The following is a 17,137-nucleotide window of genomic DNA, read 5'->3' on the forward strand; positions in this document are numbered from 1 at the left end:
GCTTACATCCCCATTCTTTTTCGTTTATAATACAAGAATATAGGTCTTAAGTATGACTAATCGGACGGAAGAACCCCTATAGTTAATGCAAGCTAAGTTAAGGACAGGTGAGGGATAACATGAGGACTATTCCCGTTTCCCAGGTAAAGGCCGGAGAAAAAATTGTAGAGAATGTCATCACCAAATTCGATAATGTTTTGTTTACTAAGGGTCGGGTAATTAGCGAGCGGGATTTGGAGATCCTTCGGGCGTTTCTCATTCCGTCTGTAACGATTGAATCGAAGCCCGAAGAGGCGGCGGCAAATCAAGAGCCGGTAGAGGATGCCTCCAAGAGCATTCTTCCCTTCTATGAACACTATGAAAAAATGCTCCATTTGTTGAAAAAGGTATTTACCATAGCGGATGCCGGCGGAGCCAACCTGCCGATCCTAGAGATTCGAACTACGCTAGAATCGTTGATTCAGTACATTGACTCGTATAATATTTTAACCTTTAACCCGAGAAGCTTTCAGCTTCGCGACTTTATTTATCACAACAGCATTATGGTGAGTCTAACCTCGTACTACCTGGCTAAATGGCACAACGTGCCCTCCAAGGATTTAATGCCGATTGCTTTAGGCGGACTCTTGCACGATATAGGCAATGCCAAGGTGGATCCCAATATCCTGTTTAAGCCTTCTAAGCTTAGCCTGGAGGAGACTGAGGATATGAAGAAGCATACCGTCATCGGGTACAATATTCTCAAATCCGTACCGGCTATCAATGAAGGGGTAAAGCTTAGCGCGCTGCAGCATCATGAACGGGAAGACGGCAGCGGCTACCCGCTCGGAATCCGCGGAGATAAGATTCATCCATATTCTAAGATCATTGCGATCACGGATATGTTTCATGCGATGACGACAGACCGCTTCCACAAAAAAGGTACTTCTCCATACTTGGTTTTGGAGCAACTCTTTAACGAAGCGTTCGGCAAGATGGATCCCGCATTAATTCAGACGTTTATCGCTAAGGTGACCTCCTTCCATAATGGAACATTGGTGAAGCTGAACGATAACCGGATTGGCGAGATTGTATTCTCCGATCGAGCTAATCCTACTAGACCATGGGTCAATGTGAACGGAAAAATAATTAACCTCACGCTCGAGAGGAGCCTTTATATTCAGGAAGTGCTTCAGTAGAGATTTTCATCCTTACAGCTTGACTCTTCCAATGGTTTATGATAAATTAATCTTCGCTGCTCCGGTGGCGAGGATTTTTCTTTTTCTAGGACGTTAGAGATGACAAGAGTTTCGGCTGACTGGATAAAAAAAGAACTTGCATTGGGTTAGGCAAATGTGTTATATTAATCAAGTCGCCGCTGAAACGGCTGACAACATTGCCCTTTGAAAACTGAACAACGAGAGAGTGAAAATAAAACGAATCTTCGGATTCGTGCTAGCTTTGAATGAGCAAGTCGAACTTTACTTTATTGGAGAGTTTGATCCTGGCTCAGGACGAACGCTGGCGGCGTGCCTAATACATGCAAGTCGAGCGAGGGTCTTCGGACCCTAGCGGCGGACGGGTGAGTAACACGTAGGCAACCTGCCTGTAAGACTGGGATAACTACCGGAAACGGTAGCTAAGACCGGATAGATGGCTTCTCCGCATGGAGGAGCTTGGAAACACGGCGCAAGCTGTGGCTTACAGATGGGCCTGCGGCGCATTAGCTAGTTGGTGAGGTAACGGCTCACCAAGGCGACGATGCGTAGCCGACCTGAGAGGGTGATCGGCCACACTGGGACTGAGACACGGCCCAGACTCCTACGGGAGGCAGCAGTAGGGAATCTTCCGCAATGGACGAAAGTCTGACGGAGCAACGCCGCGTGAGTGATGAAGGTTTTCGGATCGTAAAGCTCTGTTGCCAGGGAAGAACGTTCCGGGGAGTAACTGCCCTGGAAATGACGGTACCTGAGAAGAAAGCCCCGGCTAACTACGTGCCAGCAGCCGCGGTAATACGTAGGGGGCAAGCGTTGTCCGGAATTATTGGGCGTAAAGCGCGCGCAGGCGGTCTTTTAAGTTTGGTGTTTAAGCCCAGGGCTCAACCCTGGTTCGCACTGAAAACTGGGAGACTTGAGTGCAGGAGAGGAAAGTGGAATTCCACGTGTAGCGGTGAAATGCGTAGAGATGTGGAGGAACACCAGTGGCGAAGGCGACTTTCTGGACTGTAACTGACGCTGAGGCGCGAAAGCGTGGGGAGCAAACAGGATTAGATACCCTGGTAGTCCACGCCGTAAACGATGAGTGCTAGGTGTTAGGGGTTTCGATACCCTTGGTGCCGAAGTAAACACAGTAAGCACTCCGCCTGGGGAGTACGCTCGCAAGAGTGAAACTCAAAGGAATTGACGGGGACCCGCACAAGCAGTGGAGTATGTGGTTTAATTCGAAGCAACGCGAAGAACCTTACCAGGTCTTGACATCCCTCTGAATGTCCTAGAGATAGGGCAGGCCTTCGGGACAGAGGAGACAGGTGGTGCATGGTTGTCGTCAGCTCGTGTCGTGAGATGTTGGGTTAAGTCCCGCAACGAGCGCAACCCTTGATTTCAGTTGCCAGCATTGAGTTGGGCACTCTGAAGTGACTGCCGGTGACAAACCGGAGGAAGGTGGGGATGACGTCAAATCATCATGCCCCTTATGACCTGGGCTACACACGTACTACAATGGCCGGTACAACGGGCAGCGAAGGAGCGATCCGGAGCGAATCCTTAGAAGCCGGTCTCAGTTCGGATTGCAGGCTGCAACTCGCCTGCATGAAGTCGGAATTGCTAGTAATCGCGGATCAGCATGCCGCGGTGAATACGTTCCCGGGTCTTGTACACACCGCCCGTCACACCACGAGAGTTTACAACACCCGAAGTCGGTGGGGTAACCGCAAGGAGCCAGCCGCCGAAGGTGGGGTAGATGATTGGGGTGAAGTCGTAACAAGGTAGCCGTATCGGAAGGTGCGGCTGGATCACCTCCTTTCTATGGAGTCCATGATGGCTGTAGGCCATCGGACATAATAGCTGACAACTGACATCGTTCCACGATGTAACAGTTGCAGCGAACTCACTCTCCACGTTGTTCAGTTTTGAAAGGTGCAATGCCTTTCGAGTAAATCGTTTGGTGATGATGGCGGAAGGGAACCACGCGTACCCATACCGAACACGACCGTTAAGCCTTCCAGCGTCGATGGTACTTGGACCGAAGGGTCCTGGGAGAGTAGAACGTCGCCAAGCACATGAGAAAGCCCACCAAGGGTGGGCTTTTCTTGTGAGTATTTTAGTGCATACGGGCCCTTAGCTCAGCTGGTTAGAGCGCACCCCTGATAAGGGTGAGGTCGGTGGTTCGAGTCCACTAGGGCCCACCATATTAAGTTAATATTCTCTTGGGGCCATAGCTCAGCTGGGAGAGCGCCTGCCTTGCAAGCAGGAGGTCAGCGGTTCGATCCCGCTTGGCTCCACCATAACCTACCACTTGCATCACGACTGTCGGTATGGTAAGATTGTTTTTGTCGCAATTTGTGACAAAAGATATTGTTCCTTGAAAACTGGATATCGAAACAAGCAAATTGTCGAAACATCTATACGATGGTTTATCGAGCGAATGCGAGATGAACAATCTTTTAGCTGCTAGTGAGAATGTCTTGAGTTTGGAGTGACTTTGTGCGTAGCACAACGGAACGGAGAACCAAGATCATTCGAACGATTGGTTAAGCTAATAAGAGCACACGGAGGATGCCTAGGCACCAGGAGCCGAAGAAGGACGTGGCGAACGACGAAATGCCTCGGGGAGCCGTAAGCAGGCTTTGATCCGGGGATGTCCGAATGGGGGAACCCGCGTGAGGTAATACTCACGTACCACACAGTGAATACATAGCTGTGTAGGAGGCAGACGAGGGGAACTGAAACATCTAAGTACCCTCAGGAAAAGAAAACAAAAGTGATTCCGTCAGTAGCGGCGAGCGAAAGCGGAACAGCCCAAACCAAGGGGCTTGCCCCTTGGGGTTGTAGGACGTCAATGTGAGTGCAGGTTGGTAGGCGAACAGGTCTGGAAAGGCCGGCCAAAGTGGGTAACAGCCCCGTAACCGAAAGCAACCGAGACTCTAGACGGATCCTGAGTACGGCGGGACACGTGAAACCCCGTCGGAATCCGGCAGGACCATCTGCCAAGGCTAAATACTCCCTGGTGACCGATAGTGAAGCAGTACCGTGAGGGAAAGGTGAAAAGAACCGCGGGAGCGGAGTGAAAAAGAACCTGAAACCGTGTGCTTACAAGAAGTCAGAGCTCGTTAATGAGTGATGGCGTGCCTTTTGTAGAATGAACCGGCGAGTTACGTTTACGCGCAAGGTTAAGGTGAGAAGCCGGAGCCGCAGCGAAAGCGAGTCTGAATAGGGCGAATAAGTACGTAGACGTAGACCCGAAACCGTGTGATCTACCCCTGTCCAGGGTGAAGGTGCGGTAACACGCACTGGAGGCCCGAACCCACGAATGTTGAAAAATTCGGGGATGAGGTGGGGGTAGCGGAGAAATTCCAATCGAACTCGGAGATAGCTGGTTCTCCCCGAAATAGCTTTAGGGCTAGCCTCGGGTGATGAGTCGCGGAGGTAAAGCACTGATTGGGTGCGGGGCCCGCCAAGGGTTACCAAGTCCAGTCAAACTCTGAATGCCGCAGACTTTAACCCGGGAGTCAGACAGTGAGTGCTAAGATCCATTGTCAAGAGGGAAACAGCCCAGATCATCAGCTAAGGTCCCCAAGTGTGTGTTAAGTGGGAAAGGATGTGGAGTTGCAAAGACAACCAGGATGTTGGCTTAGAAGCAGCCACCATTGAAAGAGTGCGTAATAGCTCACTGGTCGAGTGACTCTGCGCCGAAAATGTAACGGGGCTAAACACACCACCGAAGCTATGAGTCCATTTATGGGCAGTAGGGGAGCGTTGTAACAGCGGTGAAGGTTGATCGTGAGGACAGCTGGAGCGGTTACAAGTGAGAATGCCGGTATGAGTAACGAAAAGACAAGTGAGAATCTTGTCCGCCGTAAGCCTAAGGGTTCCTGAGGAAGGTTCGTCCGCTCAGGGTAAGTCGGGACCTAAGGCGAGGCCGAAAGGCGTAGTCGAAGGACAACAGGTTGAAATTCCTGTACCACCGTGAACCGTTATGAGCGATGGGGTGACGCAGAAGGATAGTGACGCGGACTGATGGATGTCCGTCCAAGCAGCGAGGCTGGTTAGTAGGCAAATCCGCTAACCGTAAGGCTGGGCTGTGATGGGGAGCGAAATTATAGTAGCGAAGGTCATGAGTTCAAGCTGCCAAGAAAAGCCTCTAGCCAGGGAGAAGGTGCCCGTACCGCAAACCGACACAGGTAGGCGAGCAGAGCATGCTAAGGCGCTCGGAAGAACTCTCGTTAAGGAACTCGGCAAAATGACCCCGTAACTTCGGGAGAAGGGGTGCCTCGGTAGGGTGAATAGCCCGAGGGGGCCGCAGTGAAAAGGCCCAAGCGACTGTTTAGCAAAAACACAGGTCTGTGCGAAGCCGCAAGGCGAAGTATACGGGCTGACGCCTGCCCGGTGCTGGAAGGTTAAGGGGAGCGGTTAGGGGTTAAACCCGAAGCTGTGAACCGAAGCCCCAGTAAACGGCGGCCGTAACTATAACGGTCCTAAGGTAGCGAAATTCCTTGTCAGGTAAATTCTGACCCGCACGAATGGCGTAACGACTTGGGCGCTGTCTCGACGAGAGATCCGGTGAAATTTTAATACCTGTGAAGATGCAGGTTACCCGCGACAAGACGGAAAGACCCCATGGAGCTTTACTGCAGCTTGATATTGGACTTTGGTACGATCTGTACAGGATAGGTGGGAGCCTAGGAAGCCGGAGCGCCAGCTTCGGTGGAGGCGCCGTTGGGATACCACCCTGATCGTATCGGAGTTCTAACCTGGCACCCTGATCGGGTGCGGGGACAGTGTCAGGTAGGCAGTTTGACTGGGGCGGTCGCCTCCTAAAGAGTAACGGAGGCGCCCCAAGGTTCCCTCAGAATGGTTGGAAATCATTCGAAGAGTGCAAAGGCATAAGGGAGCTTGACTGCGAGACAAACAGGTCGAGCAGGGACGAAAGTCGGGCTTAGTGATCCGGTGGTACCGAATGGAAGGGCCATCGCTCAACGGATAAAAGCTACCCTGGGGATAACAGGCTTATCTCCCCCAAGAGTCCACATCGACGGGGAGGTTTGGCACCTCGATGTCGGCTCATCGCATCCTGGGGCTGAAGTAGGTCCCAAGGGTTGGGCTGTTCGCCCATTAAAGCGGTACGCGAGCTGGGTTCAGAACGTCGTGAGACAGTTCGGTCCCTATCTGTCGCGGGCGTAGGAAATTTGAGAGGAGCTGTCCTTAGTACGAGAGGACCGGGATGGACGTACCGCTGGTGTACCAGTTGTCTCGCCAGAGGCACGGCTGGATAGCCAAGTACGGAAGGGATAAGCGCTGAAAGCATCTAAGCGTGAAGCCCCCCTCAAGATGAGATTTCCCAGTATGTAAGACCCCTTGTAGACGACGAGGTAGATAGGTTCGGGGTGGAAGCGCGGCAACGTGTGGAGCTGACGAATACTAATCGGTCGAGGGCTTATCCAAATAAAGCTATATGACATTTGCTGAAGTTTCGAATCCAGTTTTCAAGGCGCAAGTCGCTTTGAACAACAACCTAGATGTTTCTTGGCAGAAGCATCACGTTTGGTGATGATGGCGGAAGGGAACCACGCGTACCCATACCGAACACGACCGTTAAGCCTTCCAGCGTCGATGGTACTTGGACCGAAGGGTCCTGGGAGAGTAGAACGTCGCCAAGCAGCACAAGAGCCTTATGGGGTGAAACCCGGAAGGCTCTTTTTCTCATATTCAAGGCATACTAAAGGTGATTAGAACTTTAAGCTTGACACCAATTTTGGGCTTTTGTTAAGATTGCAATAATATCTTTCGGTAGGTATAGAAATAAAGGAGGATTAAGGTTGTGTGGGAAACCAAATTTGGTAAAGAAGGCTTGACGTTCGATGATGTATTGCTTGTTCCTAGAAAGTCTCAGGTATTCGGTAAGGAGATCGACATCTCTACGGAGCTGGCGGGGAGTATTAAACTGAACATTCCACTCTTGAGCTCTGCAATGGATACAGTAACGGAATCCGCGCTGGCCATTGCTATGGCACGGGAGGGCGGCATCGGTATCATTCATAAGAACATGCCGATCGCTCAGCAAGCGGAGGAAGTAGATCGTGTGAAACGCTCGGAAAGCGGCGTTATAACGAATCCCTTTTATTTAACGCCTGACCATCATGTCTACGACGCGGAAGCCTTAATGGCCAAATACCGGATCTCTGGCGTACCTATCTGCGATCAGCAGAAGAAGCTGGTTGGTATTCTTACAAACCGTGATCTGCGTTTCGTGCATGATTACTCAATCAAGATCAGCGAAGTGATGACGCAGCAGAACCTGGTAACGGCTCCTGTAGGAACTACATTGCAGCAGGCAGAGATCATTTTGCAGCAGCATAAGATTGAAAAGCTACCTTTAGTGGATGAGAACAACATTCTGAAGGGGCTCATCACGATCAAGGATATTGAGAAGGCCATCCAGTTCCCGAACTCGGCGAAGGACGCTCAAGGACGGCTTCTGGTCGGTGCAGCGCTCGGTGTGTCGAAGGATGTCATGGAGCGTGCCGCGGCTCTCGTAGAGGCCGGTGTGGACCTTATCGTAGTGGATTCCGCTCATGGTCACCACGTCAATATTCTGAATACAGTACGCCGCTTGCGTGATCAATATCCGGATATGCCGATTTGTGCGGGGAACGTGGCGACCGGAGACGGTACACGGGATCTGATTGAAGCAGGTGCTTCCATCGTAAAGGTCGGAATCGGTCCTGGCTCGATCTGTACTACACGTGTTATTGCCGGTATCGGCGTGCCTCAAATTACAGCTATCTACGATTGTGCAGCGGTAGCAAGAGAATACAATGTACCGATCATCGCGGATGGCGGTATAAAGTATTCCGGTGATGTAGCGAAGGCAATCGCAGCAGGCGCAAGTGCAGTAATGATCGGAAGCTTATTCGCAGGAACGGATGAGAGCCCTGGGGAATCGGAGATTTTCCAAGGACGGAAGTTCAAGGTGTATCGCGGTATGGGTTCCCTTGGCGCAATGAAGGAAGGCAGCAAGGACCGTTATTTCCAAGAGAACGAAAGTAAGCTGGTACCGGAGGGCATTGAAGGCCGTGTGGCTTACAAGGGACCACTTGCGGATACCATCTACCAGCTGATCGGCGGACTTCGTTCGGGTATGGGCTACTGTGGTGCAGCTACCATCCAAGAGCTGATCAATGATACAACGTTCATTCGCATTACCGGTGCCGGCCTTCGTGAGAGCCATCCTCATGATGTTCAGATTACGAAGGAAGCGCCAAACTACTCCCTTTAATTTATTGCAAACCACAGGAGGAAACTTCCTCCTGTTTTTTCTTTTTTGTACAGCATTAGGGCTTATGGTAAAATAGATGTTGCTTGTTTTCAAAGAATCACAATACGAATAATGGGAGTGAGAGGATGTTTAAGTCAGTGAAGCGCGTTTCCACTTCGTTTATGGCTCTTATTGTACTTACTACGTCTCTGGCTTGGACACAACCCCAGGCAGCTATGGCAGCAGACCCTGTGGATTTGAAGCTGGATGTGAAATCGGCCATTCTAATGGAAGCATCGACGGGTCAGGTGCTCTACGAGCTTAATGCAGACGAAGCGCTGCCACCGGCAAGTATGGCCAAAATGATGACGGAGTATCTGGTCATGGATGCCGTAAAGAACGGTAAGATCAAGATGACCGATATGGTGAATACGACTGCTAATGCTGCAACGGTTATTGGTTCCGGTGACCTTCTGGCAGAGAATGAGAAGGCCACGGTTAAGGATATGTTCTCGGCGATGTCGATTTATTCGGGTAATGACGCTTCGGTTGCATTGGCGGAGTTTCTTGAGGGCACCGAGGAAAACTTCGCAAAGAAAATGAATGAAAAGGCTAGAGAGATGGGGATGTCCCAAACAGCCAACTTTATTAATGCCACAGGGTTGTCCCGCGCAGATATGAAAGCTCCTTACGTACCGAAAGAAATTCAAGGCGAGACGTTAATGACCGCCAGAGATGCCGCCATTCTAGCATACAATATTGTTAAAGATCATAAAGATGTGCTTGATTTTACGAAAATCCCTTCTCAGAAATTTAGACCTACTGATAAAGCACCAATGGTCAATTGGAACTGGATGCTGGAAGGCAATAAGGATATTCTCAATTTCAAACGATATGCCTATCCTGGATTGGACGGTCTAAAGACAGGACATACCAACGAGGCGGGCTGGTGCTTTACCGGTACGGCAGAACGTGACGGAATTCGTTTGATTAGTGTCATCATGGGCGCAAAAACGGAACCGAAGCGCTTTGAAGAAAGCCGCAAGGTGCTCGATTACGGATTTAACAATTTTCAGTTGAAGCAAGTGCTTACGGCGAAGTCGGAAATAGATTCCTTGAAAACCGTCCATATTAAAAAAGGTGTAGAGCTGCAGGTACCTGTGGTAACGCAGACAGGTTTGAATATTGTTGCTAAAAAGGATGCAAAGCCTGAAGAATTCGTTGTGACTGCAGAGCCTATTGAAGCAAGCAAGCTGGAGGCGCCGATTCAGAAGGATCAGGTGCTTGGCATTGCCAAGGTTACTTACAATGGCAAAGAGTACCCTGTGAACCTCATCGCAACTCAGGATGTGGAGAAGGGCGGCTGGTTCCGATTGTTTTTCCGGGCGATTAAAAACTTTTTCGTAGATATGCTCGGCGGAACGCCTCAGGGATAAGGGGAATGTCGGCATAGTTATTGTATATTTATGAAGATTCATGTAAAATATTTGTTTAGTTAGTTTGGCCTAAATTTGGCATTTGACTTTAGTTTATTGTATAGATTAGGAGGAGTTCGGACATGGAGACAGGAACGTCCAGAGTGAAAAAGGGTATGGCTGAAATGCAAAAGGGTGGCGTCATCATGGACGTCATGAATGCAGAGCAGGCGAGAATTGCGGAAGCGGCAGGAGCTTCGGCCGTTATGGCTTTGGAGCGGGTACCTTCCGATATTCGTGCGGCGGGCGGAGTAGCTCGTATGGCTGACCCTACGGTAATGGAAGAGGTAATGAGGGCTGTTTCCATCCCGGTTATGGCTAAGGCACGGATCGGACATTTTGTCGAAGCAAAAATCCTTGAATCCATGGGTGTAGACTACATCGATGAGAGTGAAGTACTGACACCTGCTGACGAAGTGTACCATATCAATAAGAGCGAGTTTACGGTTCCGTTCGTATGCGGAGCAAGAGATCTGGGAGAAGCGCTTCGAAGAATCGGGGAAGGTGCTTCGATGATCCGTACGAAGGGCGAGCCGGGCACAGGAAACATCGTAGAGGCCGTTCGTCATATGCGTATGATGGTTTCCCAAATTCGCAAGGTACAAGCTATGTCCCGCGATGAGCTGATGAATGAAGCTAAGCTGTTGGGCGCTCCTTACAACCTGCTGCTTCAGGTTCATGAGACTGGCAAACTGCCGGTAGTAAACTTCGCTGCTGGCGGCGTTGCAACACCTGCTGATGCGGCTTTGATGATGCATTTGGGTTCTGATGGTGTGTTCGTGGGCTCCGGTATTTTCAAATCGGATAATCCGGAGAAGTTTGCCAAAGCGATTGTGGAGGCAACTACACACTACACAGACTATGAGTTGATCGCCAGAGTATCCAAGAATTTGGGTACGCCGATGAAAGGGATCGAGATCTCCAAGCTGCAAGCCTCCGAGCGGATGTCCGAACGCGGCTGGTAAGATTAACGAAGCCAAGGTAAGCGAAGGAAGAAGGTAGCTGGTATGAAAATCGGTGTATTGGCGCTGCAGGGTGCAGTAGCTGAGCATATCCGTTTAATAGAAAAGGCCGGTGCCGAGGGCGTTGTTGTCAAGAAAAGGGAACAGCTGGCCGAGGTGGACGGCATCGTCATTCCCGGCGGGGAAAGCACGACAATCGGAAAATTAATGCGCACTTACGGGTTCATTGACGGACTTCGCGAGTTTTCTTCCCAAGGCAAACCGATGTTCGGTACTTGCGCCGGATTGATTGTCTTGGCTAAGGAGATTACGGGTCAGGATGAAGCTCATCTCGGCGTGATGGATATTCAGGTAGCCCGTAATGCCTTTGGCAGACAGAGGGAGAGCTTTGAAACGGATCTGAAGGTTAAGGGGATCGGTGAGGATGTACGGGCTGTGTTTATCCGGGCCCCTTTGATTGAATCGGTAGGAACAGGTGTGGAAATTTTATCGACCTATCAGGATCAGATTGTAGCAGCCCGCCAAGGGCACTTGCTCGCAGCCTCGTTTCATCCGGAGTTGACCGATGATGAACGGATGCATGCATATTTCCTAGACATGGTACGTGACACGAGGTAGGAGGGGTTTCCCTTGTTGGATGTAAAGCTGTTGCGCAGTGAAATGGAGAAAGTAAAGCAAGGCATGGCCAACCGGGGGAGCGTTCCTGCAGAGCTGGATCGTTTCACGGAATTGGATGCTAAGCGCAGAGAGCTGCTTCAAGAGGTGGAGCAGCTTAAGAATAGACGGAATGTTGTATCCCAAGAGGTCGCGGCACTGAAGAAGGCGAAGGAAAATGCGGACCACCTTATTGAGGAAATGAAGGTTGTCGGTGATCGCATAAAAGGGCTCGACGATGAGATTCGTGTGCTGGAAGCGGAATTGGACGCGATTGTCATGTCGATTCCGAATGTTCCACATGGAACAGTTCCCGTAGGACATTCCGAGGAGGAGAATGTAGAAATTCGCCGTATCGGGGAACCAACCGCATTCGCCTATGAACCAAAGCCTCATTGGGAATTGGCACAGCAGTTGAACATTCTTGACTTCGAGGCAGCGGCGAAGGTGACGGGCTCCAGATTTGTGTTTTATAAAGGACTCGGTGCGCGCTTAGAGCGTGCTCTCATGAACTTTATGATGGATCTGCATGCGGATCAGCACGGCTATGAGGAAATGCTCCCTCCTTATATCGTCAACCGGGATAGCTTGACAGGGACGGGACAGCTTCCAAAGTTTGAAGAGGATGTCTTTAAGCTTACGGATACGGATTATTTCTTAATCCCGACAGCTGAGGTCCCGGTAACCAACTATCACCGGGAGGATATTCTTGCCGCCGAGGATTTGCCGAAGTACTTCGTAGCCTTCAGTGCCTGCTTCCGATCAGAGGCAGGCTCTGCCGGGAGAGATACGCGCGGCTTGATTCGCCAGCATCAGTTCAATAAGATTGAGTTGGTGAAGCTGGTGGCTCCGGAAACGTCCTATGACGAGCTGGAGAAGCTGACGGCGGATGCCGAGAAGGTGCTGCAGTTGTTGAAGCTGCCGTACCGTGTACTGAACCTCTGTACGGGCGATATCGGGTTCTCCTCAGCCAAGACGTATGACCTTGAGGTATGGCTTCCAAGCGGGAATTCCTATCGCGAGATTTCGTCCTGCAGCAATTTTGAGGATTTCCAAGCACGACGTGCCAATATTCGTTTCCGCCGCGATGCCAAGGCGAAGCCGGAGTTTGTGCATACGTTGAACGGCTCAGGCCTTGCCCTTGGCCGCACCGTTGCTGCGATCCTTGAGAACTATCAGCAGGAGGACGGCAGTATTGTGATACCGGAGGTTTTACGCCCTTATATGGGTGGAATTGACCGGATCAGCAGAAAATAACGCTTGATAATCGTTTTTGATCTGTGATACAATGCTTCTTGTCACCAATTGGAGAGGTGGTCGAGTGGTTTAAGGCAGCGGTCTTGAAAACCGCCGTAGTCGTGAGGCTACCGTGGGTTCGAATCCCACCCTCTCCGCCATACATATTAAACATAACGACCCTGTGGGGTCGTTTTTTTATTGGCGGACAGAGAGGGATGAGAACCGTAGGTTCGTCGGAGCATGAGCTTCGAGAGGAATACATCGCAGTCGGCTGCAAGCAGCCGCATCCCACCCTCTCCGCCATACATAAAAACATAACGACCCTGCGGGGTCGTTTTTTTGTTGGCGGACAGGGACGGTGGGATGAGAACCGTAGGTTCGTCGGAGCAAGTGCCTCGGGATGAATACATCGCAGTCGGCTGAAGGCAGCCGTATCCCACCCTCTCCACCATACATAAAAACATAACGACCCTGCGGGGTCGTTTTTTTGTTGGCGGACAGGGACGGTGGGTTGAGAACCGCAGGTTCGTCGGAGCAAGTGCTTCGGGATGAATACATCGCAGTCGGCTGAAGGCAGCCGTATCCCCTCCCTCTCCGCCATACATATAAACATAACGACCTTGCGGGGTCGTTTTTTTGTTGTCGGACAGAGACGGTGGGATGAGAACCGCAGGTTCGTCTGAGCATGAGCTTCGAGAGGAATACATCGCAGTCGGCTGCTAGCAGGGGTATCCCACCGGACAGAGGTGACGGTGCTGTCTAAATTTCCCCTGCGGCTTTTCCGCATAAAGGGGTCTGGGATTCCGCATTTTAAGTACGTGGAGGTGGAATCTCATGAGCAGAACAGATACGCTGCAAATTAGCCAGCAGAAGCTTGCCGAAGCCTGGGATAAGACGCTGCCGAATGTGTTAAATTCATCGGATAAGGCAAAGGTGGTAGCCGATGAGGCAGACGAGAAGGTGCTCCGCATTACCATTGAAACGGCTGGGCACAGCGGTTACAGCTTTGACTTCAAATGTACTTATGTGGACTCGAGAGAAGTGAAGGTAGAGCTGGTTGATGTGGAAAGTGCGGGAATGCATGTCGATGAACGCACAGCGACGATCCAAACACTAATTGATGATTATGTTCGTCACATTCACGAGTGTGCTTCGCAGCTGCATGATCTTACAAGCTAGAGTGGAGGTCGCCCTACGATGACGAAAAATAAAAGCAACGTCGATAAGAACCTGCAAAACGTCGTTAAGGATTTGGAGAAGAACACGGTAAACAGTCTGCAGGCCCAGCAAAGTCAGCAGCAAACCAATGATCACCGTCATCAGGATGCATTAAACCATGACAAAGAACCCGGCGGCACAATGCTGTTAGATAAAGAATAAGGAGGAGACGCGATATGCCTAAAAATAAGACGCAGGTAGTTAACCCTCCAAGCGGACGTCAGAATCAAGAAGAGCATGCCGCTCAAAATGAGCCGTTATCCGGATCGAAACGTGTAAAAAACCAAAACCATTCCCGTCATAACAACGGGGAAGGCTAAGAAGGAAATGAACGGTAAAAAAAGGACCCCTTCAAGAAAAAGGGGTCTTTTTACTTCGTATATGCAAGCATCTTATCTTTGGTAAGAAGATGTTGTTTTTATATGACATATAAATTACTTTTTTTCAAGAATATGAAAGCATTCCGTCATCAATAACTGCGCAAGCTGCTCATCATCGGTATAGCCGTAAAGATTCGACCCGCCGGCAAGAGCTTCAAACACTTCTTCAAGCAAGGTACAAATCGAGATCGTAAATTCATCGTAAACTACATAATAGCGGCTATTAAGCGGCATGCTGTCTACACCTCGCAACACAGAATGCCACTATTTTACCATGCACCCTAAGAAAAGAGAATCGCCAAAAGACGATTCTCTGCTCATTTTAGCAAATCTTTAGGTGTTTCCAGCGAGTGGAAGAAAGGGAGAAGGTTCACCCGTGTAAAATATAGACAGATGGTGCATAGCCCGGGTACAAGCGGTATATAGAAGCTTACGTTCACTTTCTTTAGCATACTTATTTTCCCCGGCATCGAAGAGAAGTACAGCGTCAAATTCCAACCCTTTGGCCAAGTACACCGGGATCACCAGGAGCCCTCCGTGAAAGTCCCGGGATTCCTTCGTAATAAGCTCGACCGAAATAAAGTCCTTGAGAAGCTCGTGAGCCTCAGCAGCCTCTTGAGCCGTTTTGCAGATGATTGCTATGGAGGTAACCCCTTTAGCCAGCAGTAAGCCCGTTTCCTCAGCAATGGCGGCTGCCAGGGCACCGGTGTCAGAAGCCGCAGTCACCTTAGGAGGCTGACCGCTGCGACGGAAGGGCTCTACAGGCTCCCCGTCAGGAAGAATCGCTTTGGAATACGCTACGATTTCTTCCGTGGAACGATAACTGCGGACCAACCGGATCATCCGAACCTGCTCCGGACTATAACGCCGGTAAAGCACATTATAACCGTCCTGCTCCGACGCATGGGCATAGATGGCTTGATTGAAGTCGCCGAGAAGCGTCAGCCGGCTGCGCGGAAACAATCGCCCGAGGAAAGCATACTGGAATGCTGTGTAATCCTGTGCTTCATCTATGAATACATGCTTGACCGTATTGTACGACTGAAAGCCTTCAATGAGCTCGTTCAGATAGAGCATTGGGGTAGCATCCTCATAAGGCAGGTGCCCGGACTGGATCTTACCAAGGGTAAACCGGGCCACGTCATCCATTCCTTCAGGCACCCCGATACCCGCCTGTTCGGCTGCCTCCTGAAGCCAGGAGCCGGTAAACAGCTGCTCGTACATCGCCGTTACCGATAGAAACCGCAGCTTACGGATCGTTTGGCGCAGCGGCTTAAAACGTTCATGAACGATAAATTTGGCAAGAAACTGTGTCTCCAGACGGGCATCGTCAAAACTGATTTCCCGCTCATCATTTACCTTCCGCATTGCCTCATAAGCCCGCTGGTAGTCCTCCTTATCCAGCAGCTCAAGCTCATCCTTGACCCAATCGGCTTGACGTTCCTTCTTGGCTGCGACTTTAAGCTCCTTTAGAAGCCAGTCCTTAAGCAAACCAAGCCGGTTCGTTATCTTGAGGCTCGGGTCCATTCCGTAGAACTGTTCACGTATAGCTTTACCTGAGATAAGGATACGACCTTGGAAGGTCAGGTCATGGAACAGCATGCCCCTCTCTTGCTCCAAACGGGCGGCATAGGCATCCATAATGGCCAAAAACGCTTCGGAAGACTTGAAACGGATCGAGAGACGGCGTACCTCCAGCTCCCTGCCGGCTGGGGCCGTTAGGATGTATTCCATCTGAGAGTAAGGGTCTTCGATATCGAATCGCGAGCCCAATCGCAGCTGCAAATATTCCTGGTAGGTCGTCTGATGCATATTCGCTTCTCCCATTTCGGGAAGCACGCTCGAAACGTAGCTGTTAAACAGCGTGTTAGGTGAAAATAAGACCACATTATCCGCATTCAGCGTATTTCTGTGCTTATATAGCAGGTAGGCGATGCGCTGCAACGCAACCGAGGTTTTGCCGCTGCCGGCCGAGCCTTGCACGATCAAAACCTGATGCTTGTCGTCGCGAATGATTTGGTTCTGCTCCTTCTGAATGGTCGCGACAATACTTTTCATACGATCATCCGCACTTTGCCCGAGCAGATGCTGCAGTACCTCGTCGCCAATGGTCACCCCGGTATCGAACATGGCTTGCAGCTCACCATTACGGATAACGTATTGGCGCTTAAGGTTGAGCATGCCGGAGATCGTACCGGATGGGGTTTCGTAGGAGGCGGGGCCCGGCGGGTAATCGTAAAAAAGGTTCGAGATCGGCGCCCGCCAGTCATAGACCAAGTATTCTTGCGTCTCCTCGTTCAATACGGAAGCGATCCCGATGTAGATTTGCTCCCGGTCGTTAGTCCCTTCCTCTGTGAAGTCGATTCGACCGAAATAGGGGGTACGGTACATACGAACGACGCGATGGCGTGTGGCTTCCGCGTGCATCAAACTTCGCTCCTGGCCTGCCAGCATCATCTGCTGTTGGGTGATGCTCGTCACCGTTTCCATAATATCGTCCGGGTTCGCCATGTTCACGGAGATGTCTTCCCAGAAGTCTTTCAGCGCTTCAAATACCGTAGACTTTCGTTGATCGCTGAGATCCTCCGTCTTGTCGAGAATTTTTTTGACTTCCCGTAAGACAAGCTTCAGCCGCTTGCGTTCCTCCTGCCAGTCGGCATCCTGAATCATTCGGTCAGGCCCCCTTGAACAGATCATTGTGTGGTTATGGTACCACAGTGCAACTTTCTCATGCAATTGCGTACTATGGAGCAAGGAA

12 protein-coding genes, 3 tRNA genes and 4 rRNA genes are annotated in these 17,137 nt (G+C 50.6%); 16 read left to right on the plus strand and 3 right to left on the minus strand.

The features are described from left to right. Positions 1-119: 119 nt before the first annotated feature. The 13 genes from RAC89_RS12115 to RAC89_RS12175 all read left to right on the plus strand — a co-directional run bounded on the left by RAC89_RS12115 (position 120) and on the right by RAC89_RS12175 (position 12,939). On the plus strand, positions 120-1,178 hold the full coding sequence (locus tag RAC89_RS12115; RefSeq protein WP_306613766.1) for an HD-GYP domain-containing protein: 1,059 nt from the start codon (positions 120-122) through the stop codon (positions 1,176-1,178). Between the two features lie 287 nt (positions 1,179-1,465). Next, positions 1,466-3,000: ribosomal RNA gene (locus tag RAC89_RS12120) — 16S ribosomal RNA — on the plus strand. A gap of 137 nt (positions 3,001-3,137) precedes the next feature. Then, positions 3,138-3,254, plus strand: a 5S ribosomal RNA gene (gene rrf, locus RAC89_RS12125). A 54-nt stretch (positions 3,255-3,308) separates the two neighbouring features. Continuing rightward, a tRNA-Ile gene (locus RAC89_RS12130) sits at positions 3,309-3,385 on the plus strand. 20 nt (positions 3,386-3,405) lie between these two features. Continuing rightward, positions 3,406-3,481 (plus strand) — tRNA-Ala (locus RAC89_RS12135). 244 nt (positions 3,482-3,725) lie between these two features. Then, positions 3,726-6,638 (plus strand): 23S ribosomal RNA (locus RAC89_RS12140). A gap of 98 nt (positions 6,639-6,736) precedes the next feature. Further along, positions 6,737-6,853, plus strand: a 5S ribosomal RNA gene (rrf, locus tag RAC89_RS12145). Together the 16S, 23S and 5S rRNA genes with 2 tRNA genes alongside form the textbook arrangement of a ribosomal RNA operon. A 161-nt stretch (positions 6,854-7,014) precedes the next feature. Then, complete coding sequence (gene guaB / locus RAC89_RS12150) at positions 7,015-8,472, plus strand: IMP dehydrogenase (protein WP_284643063.1); 1,458 nt, start codon at positions 7,015-7,017, stop codon at positions 8,470-8,472. Between the two features lie 125 nt (positions 8,473-8,597). Further along, entirely contained in the window at positions 8,598-9,887 is a 1,290-nt protein-coding gene (locus RAC89_RS12155; protein WP_306613768.1) for a D-alanyl-D-alanine carboxypeptidase family protein, read from the plus strand. Positions 9,888-10,009: 122 nt separating this feature from the next. Beyond that, on the plus strand, positions 10,010-10,891 hold the full coding sequence (gene pdxS, locus RAC89_RS12160; RefSeq protein WP_306613769.1) for a pyridoxal 5'-phosphate synthase lyase subunit PdxS: 882 nt from the start codon (positions 10,010-10,012) through the stop codon (positions 10,889-10,891). A 42-nt stretch (positions 10,892-10,933) separates the two neighbouring features. Continuing rightward, positions 10,934-11,506 carry a pyridoxal 5'-phosphate synthase glutaminase subunit PdxT gene (pdxT, locus tag RAC89_RS12165; RefSeq protein WP_306613770.1) on the plus strand — a complete coding sequence of 191 codons (573 nt, stop codon included), beginning with the start codon at positions 10,934-10,936 and terminating at the stop codon, positions 11,504-11,506. 42 nt (positions 11,507-11,548) lie between these two features. Beyond that, on the plus strand, positions 11,549-12,799 hold the full coding sequence (gene serS, locus RAC89_RS12170) for a serine--tRNA ligase (RefSeq protein WP_373430016.1): 1,251 nt from the start codon (positions 11,549-11,551) through the stop codon (positions 12,797-12,799). Positions 12,800-12,849: 50 nt separating this feature from the next. Beyond that, positions 12,850-12,939 (plus strand) — tRNA-Ser (locus RAC89_RS12175). Between the two features lie 6 nt (positions 12,940-12,945). Here the strand turns inward: RAC89_RS12175 and RAC89_RS12180 are convergent. Further along, the gene (locus RAC89_RS12180; protein ID WP_306613772.1) at positions 12,946-13,191 is read right to left on the minus strand and encodes a hypothetical protein; all 246 of its coding nucleotides are present in this window, start codon (positions 13,189-13,191) and stop codon (positions 12,946-12,948) included. 424 nt (positions 13,192-13,615) lie between these two features. Between RAC89_RS12180 and RAC89_RS12185 the strand changes: the two genes are divergently transcribed. Genes RAC89_RS12185 through RAC89_RS12195 form a run of 3 tightly spaced genes read left to right on the plus strand, consistent with a single transcriptional unit; the run spans position 13,616 to position 14,319 of the window. Continuing rightward, positions 13,616-13,960 carry a hypothetical protein gene (locus RAC89_RS12185; protein ID WP_284643074.1) on the plus strand — a complete coding sequence of 115 codons (345 nt, stop codon included), beginning with the start codon at positions 13,616-13,618 and terminating at the stop codon, positions 13,958-13,960. 18 nt (positions 13,961-13,978) lie between these two features. After that, positions 13,979-14,161, plus strand: coding sequence for a hypothetical protein (locus RAC89_RS12190; RefSeq protein WP_284643076.1), 183 nt, complete (start codon positions 13,979-13,981; stop codon positions 14,159-14,161). Between the two features lie 14 nt (positions 14,162-14,175). After that, positions 14,176-14,319 (plus strand): small acid-soluble spore protein P, encoded by a 144-nt coding sequence (locus RAC89_RS12195; protein ID WP_284643078.1) that lies wholly within the window; start codon positions 14,176-14,178, stop codon positions 14,317-14,319. Between the two features lie 114 nt (positions 14,320-14,433). Here RAC89_RS12195 and RAC89_RS12200 read toward each other — a convergent pair whose 3' ends face one another. Next, positions 14,434-14,613: a hypothetical protein gene (locus RAC89_RS12200; RefSeq protein ID WP_284643080.1), complete on the minus strand. Its 180-nt coding sequence runs from the start codon at positions 14,611-14,613 to the stop codon at positions 14,434-14,436. A gap of 99 nt (positions 14,614-14,712) precedes the next feature. Continuing rightward, positions 14,713-17,049, minus strand: a complete 2,337-nt coding sequence (helD, locus tag RAC89_RS12205) for an RNA polymerase recycling motor HelD (RefSeq protein ID WP_306613773.1) — start codon at positions 17,047-17,049, stop codon at positions 14,713-14,715. Positions 17,050-17,137: the final 88 nt, after the last annotated feature.

The sequence above is a fragment of the Paenibacillus sp. GD4 genome, from assembly GCF_030846225.1.
GTDB lineage: Bacteria > Bacillota > Bacilli > Paenibacillales > NBRC-103111 > Paenibacillus_G > Paenibacillus_G silviterrae.